The sequence below is a fragment of the Lachnospiraceae bacterium JLR.KK002 genome (genome assembly GCA_036941025.1).
Classification (GTDB): domain Bacteria; phylum Bacillota; class Clostridia; order Lachnospirales; family Lachnospiraceae; genus Petralouisia.
In genome coordinates, this window is record JAYMNP010000001.1 from 3,013,386 (window position 1) to 3,031,766 (window position 18,381).

An 18,381-nucleotide genomic window follows, 5' to 3' on the forward strand; every position below is an offset into this window, starting at 1 on the left:
ATATGGGATTACTATAACATCAATTCTGCCGGACAGCAAGAGGAAACAAAGGGAAACAGCTTCTTTACGAAGTTGTTTCCCTTTGCGTATTCTTCTTATTCGTTATCTTATGCCTGAACAAATGCCGGTGTATCTGCCGGAGCGTCCAGATATTTCTTCAGTTCGTCATCCAGCTTCAGCAGTGTTACGGAATAGCCTGCCATGTCAATGGATGTCATGAAGTTGCCTACCAGTGTTTTTGCAACTTTAATCTTCTTATCTGCCAGCACTTCCGATACTCTCAGATTTGCGAGATATAATTCCTGTAACGGAGTTCCGCCCAGTCCGTTTACCATAACAGCAACTTCGTCTCCTTCATGATAAAGGTCTTCTGCAAAAATTTTCTCCAGCAGCGTATCGGTGGTTTCTTTTACCGTGCGGATTTCTTCTCTGTGGGTTCCCGGCTCGCCATGAATTCCCATTCCGATTTCCACTTCATTTTCGCCCAGTTCAAAGCTCGGTTTGCCTGCTGCGGGAACGGTACAGGGTGCAATTGCCATACCCATGGTGCGGACATTTGCAATAACCTTCTCTGCAACTGCCTTTACTGTCTGTAAATCTCCGCCTGCTTCTGCACATGCGCCTGCAATCTTATGTACAAAAATCGTACCTGCAATACCTCTTCTTCCGGTGGTCCATGTGCTGTTTTCCACTGCAACATCGTCGTTTACCACAACTTTTTCCACTTCAATGCCTTCGTCGCCGGCCATGTCTGCCGCCATTTCAAAGTTCATTACATCACCGGTATAATTCTTGATAACCAGAAGAACACCTTTGCCGCCGTTACATGCTTTGATTGCTTCGTATACCTGATCCGGTGTAGGTGAGGTAAACATAGCTCCTGCAACTGCTGCGTCAAGCATTCCTTTTCCAACATAACCGCCGTGTGCCGGTTCATGTCCGCTTCCGCCTCCGCTTACCAGCGCTACTTTCCCCTGAGAGCCACCGGCTCTTACCAGAACGTCACATCCGTCCACTCTTTTTACATATTCCGGGTGTGCTGCTACAATCCCCTGTAACATTTCCTCTACTACGTCATCCGGTTTGTTAATCATTTTTTTCAAAGCAATTTCCTCCTTCTCCTTGTGCCATGCCTTATATATCGCAAAGCGATTATATTATTATACAGAGCAAAATTCATGCCAGTTTTATCCTTTTACAGACAGCAGGATTTCCCTCTGCAGGTTCCACTTATTGATATTTGTTGATACTTTTTATCATTTTGATACTTTTTACCATGTTGATATTATTTACCAGGTGCCCTGTCCATATTTCCCAGCTTTTTTCCGGCACGCTGCCATTTCAGACCAGATTTCACTGCACAATTTTTTCCAGATAAGCGCGAACCTCCTCCGTATCTGAACATGACAGCAGTTCTTCCAGATTGCACCGGTCGGAATCCAGATTCCGAATCTGTTCTTTTACAGCCGGAGCCTGAGACGCACTCATACTCAGTTCATCCATGCCCGCTGCTGTCAGGAAAGGCATGGCCAGACGGTCTCCCGCCATTTCACCGCACATACCCACCCAGATTCCGGCTTCGTGGGCGGCTTTCACCACCTGATAAATGGAATGTATCACTGCCGGATTAAAGTAATCATAAATATAATTTACCGTCTGATTTCCCCGGTCCACCGCCAGCGTATACTGCACCAGATCATTGGTACCGATACTGAAAAAATCCACATGACGTGCAAATACAGGCGCCATCACCACCGAGGCCGGTGTCTCCACCATGATTCCCAGCGGAACATTTTCATCAAAAGGAGTCTGAGCTGCTCTCAGTTCTTCTTTTGCTTCTTCCAGCAGTTTTCTGGCTTCCGTGATTTCCGAAAGCATGGTCACCATGGGAAGCATAATTCCAACTTTCCCATAAGCGCCGGCTCTCAGAATAGCCCGAAGCTGAGCCTTAAACATATCTTTGTTCTGCAGGCAGATTCGGATTGCCCGGAAACCCAGGAAAGGATTTTCTTCTTCTGGCAGGTCCAGGCAGCCGCAGTGCTTGTCACCGCCGATATCCAGCGTTCTTATGACGCACAAAGCCCCTTTTGCCTGCTCTGCCACAGATTTATAAGATTCAAACTGTTTCTCTTCCGACGGAAGTTCCTGAGATTCCATAAAGAAAAATTCTGTCCGGTACAGTCCGACGCCCTGGCAGCCGTACTCGGAAATTTTCTCCATTTCTTCCGGACTGCTGATATTGGCAGCCACCAGAACTTCTTTCCCATCTCTGGTACAGGCCGGAAATCCGGCGCGCTCCATCAGAACGGCGCGCTCCTGTTCCTGCTTTTGGACTTTTTCCTGAAATTCCCGTATCTGCTCCGGAGAAGGCTGCAATGTCACTTCGCCTCTGACCGCGTCCACCAGAACCGTCTCCCCCTGGGCTGCCATCTGAGGGGTCAGTTCCACGCCAACCATGGTCACAAATCCTTTCGCCCTGGCGATAATCACCGTATGGGAAGTCCTGCTCCCGTTTTCCAGAAGTACCGCCTTCACTTTTCCCTCCGGAAGCCCCGCCATAATGGAGGGTTCCAGATCTCTGGCGCACAGAACTACCTGATCTCCTTCTACGGAAAATTCATCCAGCCCCAGTATTTTTCGAACCAGGCGGTTTCCCACATCCGCCACATCATTCTGTCGTTCCTTAATGTAGGGGTCGTCAATGGCGTCAAACATGGCCTTAAAGTCAGAAACTGCCTGTAAAACTGCTGCCGGCGCCGTCAGTTCCTGCTGTATATACTGAGTGATTGCTTCCACAAACGCCATATCCTCCAGCAGCATCTGGTGGGCCCCCATAATCTCCCTTTCACTTTCGGAAAGGTTCTCTCCTGCTTCCAGCATGGTTTCCAGATCTTTTTTTGCCCTGGCCAGCGCGCCTTCATATTTCGCTGTTTCGGCTTCCGGCCCTCCGGCTATGTAAGACTGCAGATGTTTTTCATAATCCATATTCAGAAACTGGATGGCTCCAACCGCAACCCCTTCCACTACAACATTTCCACGTACCAGCATATTTTTCTCTCCTATTCCTCATAAAATCCATGAGTGAACATGTCGTCTAACTGTGCAAACACTTCTTCTTCATCCTCACCGGAAACGGTTACGGTTACCTCCGCTCCTTTTTTCGCTCCCAGTGCGGTAATCATCAGTACACTCTTTCCATTGGCCTTTTTCGCACCGCTGGTAAGGGTCACTTCACTCTTATGTTTCCCGGCAAATCTCGCAATATCCGCTGCAGGCCTTGCATGGATTCCCAGCGTATTTTTCACGGTATAAGTTGCTGTTTTCATGATTTCCTCCGTATTATTCTAATTTGGACAACTGTTTTGCCAGTTCTGCCGCTTCCGCAACCTCCGCCATGGTTCCGCCTATGGCTGCCTGTACGGCTGCGCTGACTGCTCCCTCTAAAATGGGCGCGTCTGCAATCACCACTTCGATATCTTCTTCCAGCAAATCTATGGCCATCTGAGAACTTAGAATACCGCTGCCCAAATCCGCCAGAATAACCACGCCGTCTCCGTCACTGGCATCCATAATACCCTGACGAATCCGAAGTGCGTCTGTTCCGATACTGCCGTCTTCCATACCTCCCACTGCCACCACACGATGATCTTTTCCCGCCATCTGTACCGCCAGCTCATAAATTCCTTCGGCTGCTTTTTTGCTGTGGGATACAATCAATAATCCTACCATATTAACCTCACTTTATGTTTTCCAGATAAAATGCACGAATTGCTTCCAGTGTAATCAGGGATGACGTTGCTCCCGGATCCTGATGTCCGATACTTCTGTCTCCAAGATAGCTTGCACGTCCTTTGGTAGCACGGATGGTTTTGGTAAATTCCACCCCTTCTTTTGCCGCGTCGCACATATGGTTCAGACAGTCTTCCGCACTTTCTCCCGCTTCGATTCCTTTTGTAAGAGCTTCCAGGGCCGGTTCCAGGGCATCCAGCATGGTCTTTTCTCCTCTCTCTGCCTTGCCCCGCATTTTAATACCGCCGATTACCGCTGTCATCATCTCTTTTGCATCTTCCAGCGTAATCTCCTTTTTACCGTTCACAGCTCCTGCTGCTTTCATATATGCAGTACCGTACAGAGGGCCGGAAGCTCCTCCCACCTTGGATAACAGTACCATACCGGTTTTCTTCAGAACCGCACTGATATCCTCTTCTTCCTGGGGAAGCTGCTGCAGTACTTCCGTAAATCCTCTGGCCATGTTAATCCCATGATCCGCATCACCGATTGCGGAATCCAGATCTGTCAGAAATTCTTTGTTTGCAATGATGTCCTCTCCGATTTTCTGCATACATTGATATATTTTGGTTGCCATAAGAATCCTCCTGTCTCTTGTTATATTTATCTGGCATGTATCGGGGAAATTTCCCCAATCGCTTATAATTATATATAAGCAAATTCTGTGCCAGTTTATTTAACCGTTTTTGTTTCCAGATGATATTTCCGGGCTTTGGCCGCCACGGTTTTATGGGTCAGGCCCAGCGCTTTTCCCGCTGCATTAAAACTTCCGTATGTTTCCAGAGCCCGGCGGATAATTTCTTTTTCATAATATGCAAAAGGGTGTACTTCTTCCCCTTCCCACCGGCTGTCCCCCGGAAGGCTTCGGCTGTCCCGGACGGGAATATCATAAGCCTCCGGACTGCTTTCTTTCTGTTTTTCACCGGAAAAAATATTTTCACTGATATAATGGGGCAGGTCTTTTCGCCGCACCTGGAATCCGTCGGCCAGGATATTCACCCGCTCCATCACATTTTCCAGTTCCCGTATATTCCCCGGCCAGGAATACTGAAGAATGGCCTCCATGGCCTCCGGCGTTAAATACTTGGGCTCCCGGTTTAAATCCGCCGCAATTTTATTCAGGAAATGTTCGGCCAGCACAGGAATATCCTCCCGGCGTTCCCGCAGAGGCGGCAGCCAGATGGGGATTACATTGAGACGGTAATACAAATCCTCCCGGAATTCTCCCTGTTCCACCAGTTCTTCCAGATTCCGGTTGGTGGCTGCAATAATCCTGGCGTCCACCCGAATCGTTCTGTCATCCCCCACCCGCTGAAATTCTTTTTTCTGAATTACCCGCAGCATTTTGGCCTGCATGGACCTATCCAGTTCTCCAATTTCATCCAGAAAAATCGTGCCTTTGTGGGCCAGCTCAAATTTACCGATTTTCGTCTTAATGGCTCCTGTGTAGGCCCCTTTTACATGGCCGAACATCTCGCTTTCCAGCAGATTCTCCGGTATGGCCGCACAGTTTACCCGGATAAAATCATGACTGGCCCGCTCGCTGGAATAATGGATGGCTTCTGCTATCAGCTCTTTTCCCGTACCGCTTTCTCCCCGTATCAGCACGTTAAAATTATTGTCCGCTGTCTTCGCCGCAAGCTGCATGGCGTCATAAAGTTTGCTGCTGATACCCACAATCCGGTTAAACGCCGGGTTCAGCTTGTTGCGCCGGTTCAGTTCTTCCTCCAGATATTCCGTTTTGGCTGACAGATGGTGAATCCGCTCCACCAGTTCCTGCACCTCGCTCAGGCTTTTCACCACGGAAATACCGCCCATAATCTGCTGATTTACAATGATGGGAACCACATTCAGCACCAGATTTTTCCCATTCTTTTTCTGACAGATGGTGCCCATAATTTTCTGGCCCTTTTCCAGTACTCTGGCGGCGCTTCCTCCGTCGTCAAAAGCCAGTATGTCGTCGCCTTCCCGTACCTGTTCTCCGGTGATATCCTCCCAGGCCCCGTTTACATAGGTGACAGCCCCTTTCTGGTCGAACACGCAGATTCCGTCCTGCACAGCCTCCAGAATCTGGTAATATTTCTCTTTCAGTTCTTTTACCTCTTCAAATTCCCAGCTAATCCGCACCAGCTGGGACACGTCTTCCAGAGTGGTAATGGTTCCCTTTATTTCTCCGTTTTCCAGAATGGGCCTGGTATTTCCCACCATGGTAGAGGTTCCGATGGTCTGGGTATAGACAGTCACGGGCTCCCTGTCCCGTATGGCCCGCAGCATTTTACTTCCCGCAAACACATCTTCCGCCCTGCGGCCCAGCGCCTCCATTTCCGGAATCCCCAGCAGCTTTTCCGCCTCCCGGTTGTAAATAATCACGGTTTCCTGTTTGTCCGTCACCACCAGCCCGCTGGCAATGCTGCTGTATATATTTTCCGCAGTGATTACATGTTCCTGCAGCAGGGTATCCACCTGGCTGAGTTCCGCCTGATTCAGGTTCAGATCGTGTTCCAGAAAATCACCTTCCAGAAAATCCTGCATTTCCAGCGAGGCTTCCTCTGCCTGTTCTCCCTGGGTAATCAGAATAATTTCCTCACCCTTTTTGATTTTCATGGAAGTAACCAGCAGAAGGCTGGTCAGAGGCACGTCATGAAATCCTTTCCGCCGGATATGGAAATTCACATGGTATTTCCGCCGGAGCCTTTCTGCCTTCTGCACCAGCATGGCTGCAATTCTGACATGGAGCCCCTTTTCACTGTGAATTTTCACCACCGCTTCTGTTCTGTCTTCTCTCATCATGATTTCCTTCTTCCTGAACTTCAGTGATACTCTTTCCGCTGGCGGACATTGGGAATCTGAAGCTGTTCCCGGTATTTCACCACCGTCCGCCTGGAAATGCCTATTCCCATTTTTTCCAGTTCCCGGACAATCCCGGAATCACTGAGGGGATTGCTCTTATCTTCTTCCCGGACAATTTTTTCTATACAGGAACGGGCATCTTTTTCTGCTCCTTTATTGGAAAAAAAATATTTCAGCTCAAATATTCCCCAGCGGCATTCCAGATATTTATCTTTCAGAGCCCGGCTTACCGTGGATTCATGCATACCGATATCCTGTGCAATATCAGCCAGATTCATAGGGCTTAAGCAGATTTTTCCTTTTTCAAAAAATGCTTCCTGCCGTTCCACAACAGCTTCCGCCACTCTGCGCAGAGTTTCCTCTCTCCGCTCAATATTCTTCAGAAAAGTCCTGGCCTCCCGGTACTGCTCCTGCAGATATTCGTAGTCTGCTCCCAGGTTTTCCCGGTTCAAAAGGGGCAGATAATCCTGATTAATTCTGGGAAATGTACTCCTTTCCCGGTTCATAATAATCTGATACGCCCCGTTATTGCTCCGGACCGTAATATCAGGGTAAATAAATTCCCCCTGGGTTCCGGTTCCATACCCCTGTCCCGGCACAGGTTCCAGCTCTTTGATACGGGCAATCAGCCCCAGCACCTTTTCTCTGCTCCATCCGGTTTCCCGGCAGATTCGGGGTATTCTGTTATGTATGATTTCGTCCGTACAGTTTGCCACCAGCCGGTACAGGTCGTTGTTATCCCCCTCCAGCTCTGCAATCTGCAGCAGCAGACATTCCCGCAGATTCCGGGCAAAAACGCCGCAGGGCTCCAGCTTCTGCAGGCTGAGGATTTCTGCTTCCACCTCCTGCTCCGTCACTCCCAGTATACGGGAAATTTCCGAACTGCTCATTTTCAGGTATCCGGATTCTTCCATACATTCTATCAGATATTCCGCCAGATTCTGTCTGTCAGGCTTTAAATTCCAGGTGCAGAGCTGCATTCTGAGATGTTCTTTCAGACTGGTTCCACAGCTTTTTTCATCCACCAGCCCATTGATATACTCCTGGTCCCGTGCCGGCACATACTGTTCCCCGGACGCATAATACGTCTTTCTTTCCCATCCCGGCGAAGGTTCTGCTTCCGGTTCTTCTCTTTCCCCGTCTTCCGGTTCCTGGCAGGTCAGCATGGGATTGGACAGCACGGTATCTTCCATATACTGTTCCAGCTCCGGCCCGCCCATCTGCAGTATGGACAGGGACTGTTCCATCTGAGGCGTTAAAGCCAGTTTCTGGGTCTGTTTCATTGTAAGTTCCAAATCCATGCTGCAGTGTCACCTCCTTCAGTTCCTCCGGGCGTATTATATGTAACCGGGCAGCTTGTCCGAACTGTTACTATTATATCATATTATAAATGCATTTGTTGCTTTTTTCTGTTGATGTGAAAGATTTTTAACGGTATAATCAGTTAGAGAGAAAGATACGTCCGGAAAAGCCGGACCCGAACGAAAGGAATTTTCATGAACCAGAAAGAATTTGAAGAACTTGCAGAATTATTTAAAATATTCGGAACTCCAACCAGACTCCAGATTATGTACGCTCTGGTGAATAAGGAAAAGTGCGTCTATGACATCGCAGAGGAACTGGGCATGTCCCAGAGCGCCATCTCCCACCAGCTCAGTATCCTGAAACAGAACCGGCTGGTCAAAAACCGCAGAGACGGAAAAACCATTTATTACTCTCTGCTGGATTCCCATGTACTCACCATTATTGACCAGGGACTGGAGCATATCCGTGAATAAAGAGCCCGCGCTCCGGCTATGATACGGGGCCCTGTTCCTGGCTGTTGAAATGTCGGTATGTATACTCGTTATTGCTTCCCTTTTTCCAGCCCCGGCAGACGGTCCTGTTTTTCCCGGTCTGTTTTGCCTCATATAACGCCGAATCCACTTCCTTAAACAGCAGGATACTGTTTTTGTCCTGAGGCTGTATTTCTGTCATGCCCAGAGAAATGGTTATTTTCCCGGTAACTCCTTCCACCGTAACCTGTTCTACCTCCCGGCGAATCCGTTCCGCCATATTATAGGCTTCCATCTCTCCTTTTCCCACCAGAATCAGGCCAAACTCCTCGCCGCCGTATCTTGCGGCTATATCTGCTTCGCCGATGTTTTTCTGAATCAGGGAAACAATTTTCAGAATTACATTATCTCCTGTGGCATGGCCAAACGTATCATTGATTCTCTTAAAGTTATCAATATCAATAATAATCAGTGACAGAGGGCAGTCCTTGTCACATTTCTGAAGATATTCATTCAGTTTGTCATAAAAAATCTTATGATTATAAAGGCCGGTCATGGAGTCCCGCTGGGAAATTTCCAGTATTTCTTCTTTTTCCTGATGGATTTTCTGATTTTCCTTCTCAAAATTCACCACCACGGAAGTCAGCACTTTACTGAAGGAAAAGGCCACTATGGTAAAGCCGATAAAGATAACCAGAAGTACCTCTTTGCTGTTATCCGGTTTAAATTCCGTAGACGGAATCATCCCGTAATTGATTCCTGCATAAACCAGAATCGCCATGACAAAAGCCACATACCGGAAGTATTTTTCCCGGTACACATTGGCAAAAATCACCGGATAGGTCAGTGTCATGCACATATAGGGCACGGAACTGTGCACTGACACTACGGTTCCCAGAAGCAGGAACTGCATGAACAGAAACAGTACCGTTATCACCTGTTCCCCAAGAACTTTTCCAAGACAGCGGAAAATCAGTTCCATAACGCCGGCTTCCAGTACCATCATAACACTGGGCTTCAAAATAAAGGTCTCCCAGTATTCTCTTTTGCTGCACTCCGGCACCGGCTGATAAAAAATAAACAGCAGCACTTCAATAAAAACAACCAGACCTATACTGATCCAGATAAAGCGCATTACCTTTTTATTCCATTCTGTTATGCTTACATATGCAATATTGCGGTTATTATCCATAATTATATTTCAGGCCTCTCCTGTTCTGTAATTTCTTTTATTCTATCATGAAACGACGGTTATCGCCACTGTTTATTTTATCAGAATTTACACTCTTGACATCTTTCTTTTTTCTGTATAAAATAGTAATAATTACTGATATTATTTTATACAAATGTAAAGGAGGAAGCACATGGCAGTTTACAAATGCAGTATTTGCGGAGCAATTTTTGACGAGGAAAAAGAAGGGAAGAAGCTGGAAGAACTGGAGGCCTGTCCGGTCTGCAAACAGCCCATATCCAAATTTGAAAAAATTTCAGAGGATGACGGCACAGAGGAAGCAGCCTCTTTTGACGGAGAGCTGGCTTACGACGCCCGGTTTGAACGCCACGACAAATCGGCCCGGTATATGGAAGAAATCCATGAAATGGCTGTCACCGGCAGAAGTATCGGCGGCTCCATGGGAACACAGATGGCCATGCCGGGATGGGATGATATTTTATTACCGGGCGCTCAGCTTGCCCGATTTCCGCTGAACGAAGAAGACCCGGTGGATACCCGCACCGTCATCGGCAAACATGCGAAACAGCCCATGATACTGGAACACCCGGTCTACATATCCCACATGTCTTTCGGCGCTCTCTCCAGAGAAATCAAGATTGCTCTGGCCAAAGGGTCCTGCATGGCCAGAACCGCCATGTGCAGCGGAGAAGGCGGCATACTGCCCGAAGAACAGGAAGCGGCTTACAAATATATTTTTGAATATATTCCCAACAAATACAGCGTAACCGATGAAAATCTGAGAAAAGCCGATGCGATAGAAATCAAAATCGGCCAGGGCACCAAACCTGGCATGGGCGGCCATCTTCCCGGTGAAAAAGTTACGGAAGAAATTGCCGCACTCCGGGGAAAAAAGACGGGAGAGGATATCCAGAGCCCCAGCAAATTCCCGGAGCTCAATTCCAGAGAGGATTTGAAGCAGATGGTAGATATGCTCCGGGAGCGTTCGGAAGGCCGCCCCATCGGCATTAAGATTGCAGCCGGAAATATTGAAATGGATCTGGCTCAGTGTGTCTATGCCGCTCCTGATTTTGTCACCATTGACGGCCGTGGAGGGGCTACCGGTTCCAGTCCGCTGTTTTTGAGGGAAGCTACCAGTATTCCCACCATCTACGCCTTGCACCGGGCCAGAACATATCTGGATTCTGTTCATTCCGATATGGAACTGGTAATTACCGGAGGGCTGCGCGTTTCTTCCGACTTTGCAAAAGCACTGGCCATGGGGGCAGATGCAGTTGCCATTGCCAGCGCAGGGCTGATAGCCGCAGCCTGCCAGCAGTACCGCATCTGCGGAAGCGGCAACTGCCCTGTGGGAATTGCCACACAGGATCCGGAACTTCGTTCCCGGCTGCATATTGACGCGGCGGCACAGCGCACGGCTAATTTCCTGAATGTGTCACTGGAAGAACTGAAGACTTTTGCAAGGATTACCGGACACAGCTCTGTTCATGATTTAAACAGGTCTGACCTGGTTACCCTGAACCGGGACATTGAAGCATATACGGGAATTCTTCATGCAGGAAAACCCCGGCAGGAATTCTGAAACGGATAATTTTGCCCTGCCGTTCAGACTGCGAAAAGGGGCCGAAAAATCTGTTCATGATTTTTCGGCCCCTTTTCCGGTATCATCCTGCTTTCTATATCAATTCCCATATGTGGCTGATTATTACATTCATTCCTCCCACAACCAGCAGAAATCCGCCGGCCAGATAGGCTTTTATCTTATGCTCAAATCCCAGCCGGTAACCGGTATACATACCAAATACCGTAACCAGAACGGTCATAATGGTAATGAGTATCAGGATAATCCACATGCTGCTTTCCAGAAATCCAAAGGCAAGACCGGTGAGCAGGGTGAAGATACTGGTTCTTGCATAAAGTCTGACAAACTCCAGAACATCAAACTTTTCTTCCCTGCGCTCTACAATCCGCTCATTCCGCCAGGCTTTCAGAAACAGCCTGGCGCCCAGGCAGAGGAAGATTGCAGCCGCAATGACCTGCCCCAGGAAAACTTCCCCCTCTTTTCCCATGCTTCTGCACAGGAGCACGGAAATGAAATCTCCGATTCCCAGAGCAAGCACCTGCCCTGCCACCAGAATCCCGCAGAATGCCAGCAGTTGCTTTCGCTCTACTTTTGCAACCAGCGACCCCTGGCATTCCATCACTGCAAAGATATCCAGAGATATTCCCAATATAATAATCAGCTCTTCCACAACACTCATAACTCCGCTCCCGCCTTTGTTCTAAAGGTCTGCTTATTCTTCTTCTCCTTCTTCGGACTTGATTCCCTCAGTACGAAGAACGAATTTCACAGAGCCTTTTGTTCCGTCTGCAACCTTTGTAAAGGTCTGGTATTCCTTACCTGCCTCCACTACTGCTTCCAGCCTGCTTAACAGCTCCTTAACGTCTCCGTTATAGGCATCCAGCAGTTTCTGGATTCCTTCTTCATCAAACTGAATCATACCGTCCATCAGTTTGTCAGAACCTTCTGCCAGTTTATCCACGCCATCTTCAATCTGTCCCGTTGCTGTTGAGAGTTTTCCTGCTCCCTCCACCAGCGCTCCGTTGTTGGAAACCAGAGTTGCAGCTCCGCTGGTCAGCTGCGAGATGCCTGCCGTCAGCGCCGGAATATTGTCGCTCATGGTCTGTGTCCCGTTGCTCAATGCCTGCATACCGCTTACCAGGCTGTATCCGCTGCTCTTGTCTTTGGCGTTGATTGCCTCGGAAATCTGTGCTTTTGTTCCTGCCACTGCGGTGAGTGTTGCTGCTTCCGCTGCTGTTTTGGCTGCTGTTTTGGCAGTATCTGCCACTGCGGAACCTACGGTGTCCTTTGCCCCTGCTGCAATTCCCGTTACAATCTGGGAAGCGGTGGAAGTCATACCGGCTTTTAAGGTTTCATTGCCCATGGCTGTCGCTACGGTAGAAGAAGTAAGCTGGGAAGCGGTGGCCTGAATCTGAGCCTGGCTTTCCGCAGACTGAAGTCCTGCGTCTACCTGAGCTTCCAGCCCGGCCATGGTCTGGCTGGCAATGGCTTCCTTCTGACCATCCACATTCGCCATAACTCCTGCATAAATATCCGGATTTGCTCCCACCGCTGCACCTGCCTGCTGACAGGCATCGTTTATCATGGCCTGCAAAGCAGTTTCATCTAATTGACCCGCACTAACCGCCGCTATAATCTGTGGCGCTTTTTCTGACAGACCGGCAGATATGGCATTTGCAGTCACCTCCGCTGTCTTCGCCTGTGTCTCTTTTTCAACCGTATCAGCGACTCCCACAACAGCCTGCTGAATGGCTGCCGGTGCATACTGTACCATCGCCTGGTTTTTCGCTCCCTGAGCTGCCGCCTGGCTGAAGGCCTGACTCAGCACCGTATTCAGAACGGTTTCCGTATAGGTGTTCAGTCCTGCTGCCACCTGGGCTTTTGCCCCTTCATTGTTGGCAAGGCTGTCATAGAATACGGAGGAAGCCTGATTCCGGATGGCTTCTGTTCCGGTCTCTCCGCTCTTAAAAGTAGCCTCGATGGCGTCGTCTGCCTGTTTAACCAGAGAATTTTTCTCCTCTTTTGTCATTTTGGCTTTCAGGGTCTTATCCAGTTCTGCCACACCCTGATTCAAAGTTGCTGCGCTGCTGTTTAATGTTCCCACGCCCTCTGTCAGAGTACCGGAGGAATTTGCCAGCGTGTTAATTCCGTCATTTAACTGGGAAGCACCGTTGGTATAGTTGGTAATACCGTCTTTCAGAGTGCCCACACCGGAGGCAAATTCTTTCATGCTGTCTTTCAGAGTGCCGAGTCCTTTTGACAGTTCCTTGCTTCCATCTATCAGCTTACCGGAAGCGTCTGTCAATGTATCCAGCTCCTCATCCAGGCTGCTCAGGTCAAACCCTTCTCCCAGGTTGGCCTGACCTACCAGATCATTCATGATAATGGACATGGTCATTTCCAGAGAGAAATTCTCCACATCTGCAGTTACTTCCACGTATTCCGGAATCTCAAGATCTCCGTCCAGATCCCCTTCTTCAATACCAAGACTCTCTTTCAGACCGGGCATTGCCATGCCCACAACTACCTTTTTATCCCCGTCGGAAATCACTTTTCCGTTGGTTACTTCCACATTTGCATAATCTTCCGGTAAAATCATACCTGTCATAACGGTGAAAGGCACATACACTTCATGTTCTTCTCCGTCAATAACCTGCGTGGTTTTTTCATTATTGGTATAATCAAAACGGATGGTTGCCTTACCGCTCTTTCCGGCCATCTCCTCCGGAGACATTTCCTTTCCGTCCATGAAATACGTTACTTTTTCCGTGACCGGAAGGTCTTTGTCCGTGGTTCCCTGATAATAGATATCCTTACCGTCCGCCTGCCAGGTAATCTTATCCCCGTTCTGCTCAAAGGTTTCATCGCCTTTTACATTTTCAATGTCTTTCAAATCAGAGGTATCTTCCAGGGTTGCGGCTCCGTCTTTATTTTTCAGCCATTCACTTACAATCACATTTTTTGTGGAACCGTCGGGATTAGCCACCACGTAAACGGTTTCTTCTTTTCCCGCTTCTTCATTTTCTTCTCCCACAGACAGGGCTTTCTCCAGGGTTGCTTTTGCCTTTTCAACCGTATCGTCTTCTTCGTCCTGGGTTTCCTGCACAGTTTCCTGTTTTTCCGCCCGCACGGTATAAGCGCTTACTCCGGCGCTGGTTCCGATTACCGCAACGGTAACCACTCCTGCTGCCACACGAATCACGTATTTATTTCTAAATTTTTTCTTTAACTCCAGATTTTTCATGTTATTTCCTCCTGCAATTTCATTACACTGTTTTTACAGTTGCTGCTGATTCTTTTTTATGATTGCCAAATCCCATACTTGATTTACAGATAATCTTATCAAATACCATGAACATTGCCGGCAAAATGAAGATTACCACAAACATACTGATTATCGCGCCTCTTGCCATCAGGATACACAGTGAGCTGATCATGTCGATATTGGAGTACATGCCAACACCAAAGGTTGCCGCGAAGAAGCTCAGTGCGCTGACGAATACGGACTGTACCGATGTGGAGAGGGCAATGGTGACGGAAGTCTTTTTGTCTTCGCCCCGGTTCCGCTCTTTCTTATAACGGTTGGTCATCAGGATTGCATAGTCAACGGTTGCGCCCAGCTGAATCGTTCCGATTACGATGGAAGCGATAAAGGGCAGTGTAGTTCCTGTATATGCCGGAATACCCATATTGATGAAAATTGCAAATTCAATGACGGATACCAGAATAATCGGCAGTGAAATGGATTTGAACACCAGCAGGATAATCACAAAGATTGCTCCGATGGACACAACGCTTACGGTCTGGAAATCCGTATTTGTTATGGAAATCAAATCTCTGGTACAGGGCGCCTCGCCAATCAGCATGGCTTTTTTATCATACTTCTTAATTACTTTATTCAAATCATCAATCTGAGCATTTACTTCATCAGAAGCAATGGCATATTCGGAACTTACCAGCATAAGCTGATAATTTTCATCCATCAGCGCTTCTTTGATATCGTCCGGTATCATTTCCTTTGGAAAAGCCGGGCCCACAATGGAATCCATGCCCATCACGGTTTTCACACCGTCCACCGCTTTCATTTCCTCTATCATGGAAGTGGCGTCCTTGCTGGAAAGGCTGCTGTCCGCCAGCACCATATGGGTGGAATTCATTTCGTATTTATCTTCCAGTTTCTCTTTGGCCTGGATACTTGCCAGATCTTTGGGTAGTGTGCCTGCCAAATCGTAATACACATCCGTATGAGTATACCCGTAAATTGCCGGCCCCAGTACCAGCAGGAATACTACAATAAATATGGGGAACCGTTTTGTTACAAAGTTTCCGATTCCTCCCAAATCCGGAATAATGGGTTTGTGTTTTGTCTTTTCAATGGCCTTATCAAAAATCAGTATCATGGACGGAAGAATGGTTACGCAGCCAATCACGCCGAATACCACGCCTTTTGCCATTACCACGCCAAGGTCCATACCGAGCGTAAAACTCATGAAACACAGAGCCACGAAACCGGCTACCGTTGTAATAGAACTTGCCACCACAGAGGTCAGGGTATTGGACACCGCATGGGCCATGGCCCGGTTCTTATCTCCCGGATAACGCTCCCGGTTTTCCTCGTAGCTGTGCCACAGGAAAATGGAATAGTCCATGGTAACTCCAAGCTGAAGCACTGCGCTTAAGGCTTTGGTCACGTAGGAAATTTCTCCCAGGAATATGTTACTTCCCAGATTATACAGAATTGCCATTCCGATACTCAACAGGAAGAACACCGGCGCCAGGAAAGAATCCATGGTCAATGCCAGTACCAGGGAAGATAACAGCACTGCAATCAGTACATAAATGGGCGTTTCTTTGTTGGACAGGTTCTTGATGTCCGTTACCACTGCCGACATACCGCTGACAAAACATCCTTTGTCTGCCAGACCGCGAATTTCTTCGATGGCGTCCATGGTCTCATCCGCCGACATGGAGGTTTCAAACAGGATGGCCATCAGTGTGGTTCCTTCGGAATTGAATTTATCCACCAGGTCTTCCGGCAAAAATTCCATGGGAAGTGATAAATCTGCAACGGAGTCGTACCAGACAACTGCCTTTACATGGTCAACTTCCTCGATTTGAGCCTTCAAATCCACAACATCTTTGTTCTCCATGCCTTCTATCACGCACATGGAAAATGCTCCCGTACCAAAATCATTTACCAGAATGTCCTGGCCTATCATAGTTTCAATATCTTTTGGCAGATAAGTCAGAATATCGTAATTGACTCTGGTGGTTATCATACCGAATGCTGCCGGAATCAAAAGCAGTAAACTGATAATGAAAATCGGTACTCTTAACTTTACGACTCCTTTTCCAAATTTAATCATCTTTCTTCCTCTCGCTCCTCTTTCAATATTTTTTAGCTCATACAGAGTATAAAAAAAAGGATTGAATAATGAAATATTCAATCCTTTTACTCTGTATCATTCAATCATACATTTTACATGATTTGTAGCTTTTGAAAAACACAAACAGCATTTTGTATCTGACTCTGACGTTAAAACCGGCTCTGACGTCACAGTTCTTCGATTACCTGGCTCATGGAACGGGTAATCATATAATTATAGATATCCGTGATCTCCTCCGGCTCCACGGTCATTCCGCCTTTTATCCAGCTGATTACCACAAAACACATGGACTGAGCATAATACCGGGCAATATGCTCCGGCGTCAGCCAGGGATGCCTTTGCCGGGCAGAGGAACTTTTGCTCCGGATTACCTCCAGCAGAATATCCTCCACACACTTTTTCACAATATCCTCAAAGGAATTCTGGCCTTCCAGACGCACGGCTTTTTCATAAAATTCTTTTTCCTTCTTTAATAAAGTAAAAATCAGTATCAGCGCCTCATCCACCATTCCCGCGTGAATCAGGGGCCGGATTGGCTCCAGAATCTGAACCTGGATAATCCATTCCAGCAATTCGTATTTATCCTGAAAATGATTGTAAAAAGTGGGACGGATAACTCCCGCTTTGTCTGTAATCGCCTTAATTGTTATCTTTTCAATGGGCTGCTGACATGCCAGCTCCTTGAAACTTTCTGCCAGCAGGGTATCCATGGTTTCTTTCTGTATCGCCACACTCTCACTTCCCGTTGCTTTTTGCCTGTTACATGAACAATTCCGAAATTGCCAGTTCCTTTCCTTCCTTACCGGACTCCAAATCCAGCACTTCTCCTTCCGGCAGCACTTTTACAATGGGCCGCAACGGTGATTCCGGATGGTTTTCCCATACCACCGCCCTCCGGCCATCTGACAGAGACACCTCGCATCCCACCGGATATACAGCAATTTTCCGTGTAAAAATCTCCGCCAGATCCGGGTCAAATTCCGCCCAGGTATTGGACAGAATATAGTCCACCGCACCGGAAGGGGAAATGGGGTCATGATAGGGGAGCCTGGAAGTCAGGGCGTCAAACACGTCCGCCACTTTGATAATTCTGGCATAATAGGAAATCTCATCTCCGGACCTGCGCATGGGATAACCGCAGCCATTATACCATTCATGGTGTTCCAGCACCCCCGTACAGATTTCCGGAGAAAAATCGTAATGCTCCCGCAGGAAATCATAGCTCAGTTTGGGATGCTGCACCACCAGCAGCCGTTCTTCTTCCGTAAGCCCCCTCCTGGCATTCAGCACATCCTGTTCCACATATCGTTTTCCCACATCATGAAGCAGCGCCGCAGCAGCCAGTTCGTTCAGTTCTTCCAGCCCCAGATTGCCCGTTGCCGCTCCAAGCATAACAGCCAGCACCGCCACATTAATCGAATGGAAAAATGTATAGTCATCAGAAATCCTGGTATCAATCAGGTTATACATCCGCCCTCTTCCTGCAAGAACCTGACGGGTAATCTTTCCCGCGGCCTGCTGAATGTCATCCTGCTCCACATCCCGAAAATGTTCTTCCTGAAACAGGTCATGAACGAGCCGGAGTGCTTCTCTTTTTAATTCCGGCTCTATAAACCGGGGTACTTCCAGATCCCAGCTGAACTCATCTTCCACATAGATACCCGAAATTCCCAGATTCTGCAGTTTCCAGACTGCCTCATCCGTCAGGAAAAAACCTTTTTCCCACAAAACTGTTCCGGCTCCATCATAGATATTCTGACCCAGTTCCATTCCTTTTTCCACGTCTGCAACAGGTATATAACGCAT

15 protein-coding genes are annotated in these 18,381 nt (G+C 47.9%); 2 read left to right on the forward strand and 13 right to left on the reverse strand.

What is annotated here, in order from left to right:
- Positions 1 to 107: 107 nt before the first annotated feature.
- The 7 genes from dhaK to rpoN all read right to left on the reverse strand — a co-directional run bounded on the left by dhaK (position 108) and on the right by rpoN (position 7,940).
- Complete coding sequence (gene dhaK / locus VSQ32_14680; protein MEH2944073.1) at positions 108 to 1,103, reverse strand: dihydroxyacetone kinase subunit DhaK; 996 nt, start codon at positions 1,101 to 1,103, stop codon at positions 108 to 110.
- A 250-nt stretch (positions 1,104 to 1,353) separates the two neighbouring features.
- Entirely contained in the window at positions 1,354 to 3,048 is a 1,695-nt protein-coding gene (ptsP, locus tag VSQ32_14685; GenBank protein ID MEH2944074.1) for a phosphoenolpyruvate--protein phosphotransferase, read from the reverse strand.
- Between the two features lie 11 nt (positions 3,049 to 3,059).
- On the reverse strand, positions 3,060 to 3,326 hold the full coding sequence (locus tag VSQ32_14690; GenBank protein MEH2944075.1) for an HPr family phosphocarrier protein: 267 nt from the start codon (positions 3,324 to 3,326) through the stop codon (positions 3,060 to 3,062).
- 13 nt (positions 3,327 to 3,339) lie between these two features.
- The gene (gene dhaM / locus VSQ32_14695; protein MEH2944076.1) at positions 3,340 to 3,729 is read right to left on the reverse strand and encodes a dihydroxyacetone kinase phosphoryl donor subunit DhaM; all 390 of its coding nucleotides are present in this window, start codon (positions 3,727 to 3,729) and stop codon (positions 3,340 to 3,342) included.
- Positions 3,730 to 3,736: 7 nt separating this feature from the next.
- On the reverse strand, positions 3,737 to 4,366 hold the full coding sequence (gene dhaL / locus VSQ32_14700) for a dihydroxyacetone kinase subunit DhaL (GenBank protein MEH2944077.1): 630 nt from the start codon (positions 4,364 to 4,366) through the stop codon (positions 3,737 to 3,739).
- 95 nt (positions 4,367 to 4,461) lie between these two features.
- Entirely contained in the window at positions 4,462 to 6,579 is a 2,118-nt protein-coding gene (locus VSQ32_14705) for a sigma 54-interacting transcriptional regulator (GenBank protein ID MEH2944078.1), read from the reverse strand.
- 20 nt (positions 6,580 to 6,599) lie between these two features.
- Positions 6,600 to 7,940, reverse strand: a complete 1,341-nt coding sequence (rpoN, locus tag VSQ32_14710) for an RNA polymerase factor sigma-54 (protein MEH2944079.1) — start codon at positions 7,938 to 7,940, stop codon at positions 6,600 to 6,602.
- Positions 7,941 to 8,135: 195 nt separating this feature from the next.
- On the opposite strand from rpoN, the gene VSQ32_14715 reads away from it, so the two are divergent.
- The gene (locus VSQ32_14715; protein MEH2944080.1) at positions 8,136 to 8,417 is read left to right on the forward strand and encodes a metalloregulator ArsR/SmtB family transcription factor; all 282 of its coding nucleotides are present in this window, start codon (positions 8,136 to 8,138) and stop codon (positions 8,415 to 8,417) included.
- A 16-nt stretch (positions 8,418 to 8,433) separates the two neighbouring features.
- On the opposite strand, the gene VSQ32_14720 is transcribed toward VSQ32_14715, so the two are convergent.
- The gene (locus VSQ32_14720) at positions 8,434 to 9,606 is read right to left on the reverse strand and encodes a GGDEF domain-containing protein (GenBank protein ID MEH2944081.1); all 1,173 of its coding nucleotides are present in this window, start codon (positions 9,604 to 9,606) and stop codon (positions 8,434 to 8,436) included.
- Positions 9,607 to 9,778: 172 nt separating this feature from the next.
- Between VSQ32_14720 and VSQ32_14725 the strand changes: the two genes are divergently transcribed.
- Positions 9,779 to 11,188, forward strand: coding sequence for a glutamate synthase-related protein (locus VSQ32_14725; protein ID MEH2944082.1), 1,410 nt, complete (start codon positions 9,779 to 9,781; stop codon positions 11,186 to 11,188).
- A gap of 94 nt (positions 11,189 to 11,282) precedes the next feature.
- On the opposite strand, the gene VSQ32_14730 is transcribed toward VSQ32_14725, so the two are convergent.
- From VSQ32_14730 to VSQ32_14750, 5 genes are all read right to left on the reverse strand, one after another.
- Complete coding sequence (locus VSQ32_14730; protein MEH2944083.1) at positions 11,283 to 11,867, reverse strand: manganese efflux pump; 585 nt, start codon at positions 11,865 to 11,867, stop codon at positions 11,283 to 11,285.
- Positions 11,868 to 11,900: 33 nt separating this feature from the next.
- Positions 11,901 to 14,432 (reverse strand): hypothetical protein, encoded by a 2,532-nt coding sequence (locus VSQ32_14735; protein ID MEH2944084.1) that lies wholly within the window; start codon positions 14,430 to 14,432, stop codon positions 11,901 to 11,903.
- A gap of 22 nt (positions 14,433 to 14,454) precedes the next feature.
- The gene (locus tag VSQ32_14740) at positions 14,455 to 16,554 is read right to left on the reverse strand and encodes an MMPL family transporter (GenBank protein MEH2944085.1); all 2,100 of its coding nucleotides are present in this window, start codon (positions 16,552 to 16,554) and stop codon (positions 14,455 to 14,457) included.
- A 188-nt stretch (positions 16,555 to 16,742) separates the two neighbouring features.
- Complete coding sequence (locus VSQ32_14745; protein ID MEH2944086.1) at positions 16,743 to 17,306, reverse strand: TetR/AcrR family transcriptional regulator C-terminal domain-containing protein; 564 nt, start codon at positions 17,304 to 17,306, stop codon at positions 16,743 to 16,745.
- Positions 17,307 to 17,334: 28 nt separating this feature from the next.
- The gene (locus VSQ32_14750; GenBank protein MEH2944087.1) at positions 17,335 to 18,381 is read right to left on the reverse strand and encodes an HD domain-containing phosphohydrolase; all 1,047 of its coding nucleotides are present in this window, start codon (positions 18,379 to 18,381) and stop codon (positions 17,335 to 17,337) included.

Coding starts and splice junctions, on each gene's coding strand:
- VSQ32_14720 (MEH2944081.1), bottom strand. CDS start 9,606: ATGGATAATAACCGCAATATTGCATATGTAAGCATAACAGAATGGAAT.
- VSQ32_14715 (MEH2944080.1), top strand. CDS start 8,136: ATGAACCAGAAAGAATTTGAAGAACTTGCAGAATTATTTAAAATATTC.
- VSQ32_14730 (MEH2944083.1), bottom strand. CDS start 11,867: ATGAGTGTTGTGGAAGAGCTGATTATTATATTGGGAATATCTCTGGAT.
- VSQ32_14690 (MEH2944075.1), bottom strand. CDS start 3,326: ATGAAAACAGCAACTTATACCGTGAAAAATACGCTGGGAATCCATGCA.
- VSQ32_14705 (MEH2944078.1), bottom strand. CDS start 6,579: ATGATGAGAGAAGACAGAACAGAAGCGGTGGTGAAAATTCACAGTGAA.
- VSQ32_14740 (MEH2944085.1), bottom strand. CDS start 16,554: ATGATTAAATTTGGAAAAGGAGTCGTAAAGTTAAGAGTACCGATTTTC.
- dhaM (MEH2944076.1), bottom strand. CDS start 3,729: ATGGTAGGATTATTGATTGTATCCCACAGCAAAAAAGCAGCCGAAGGA.
- rpoN (MEH2944079.1), bottom strand. CDS start 7,940: ATGGATTTGGAACTTACAATGAAACAGACCCAGAAACTGGCTTTAACG.
- dhaL (MEH2944077.1), bottom strand. CDS start 4,366: ATGGCAACCAAAATATATCAATGTATGCAGAAAATCGGAGAGGACATC.
- ptsP (MEH2944074.1), bottom strand. CDS start 3,048: ATGCTGGTACGTGGAAATGTTGTAGTGGAAGGGGTTGCGGTTGGAGCC.
- VSQ32_14735 (MEH2944084.1), bottom strand. CDS start 14,432: ATGAAAAATCTGGAGTTAAAGAAAAAATTTAGAAATAAATACGTGATT.
- VSQ32_14750 (MEH2944087.1), bottom strand. CDS start 18,381: ATGCGTTATATACCTGTTGCAGACGTGGAAAAAGGAATGGAACTGGGT.
- VSQ32_14725 (MEH2944082.1), top strand. CDS start 9,779: ATGGCAGTTTACAAATGCAGTATTTGCGGAGCAATTTTTGACGAGGAA.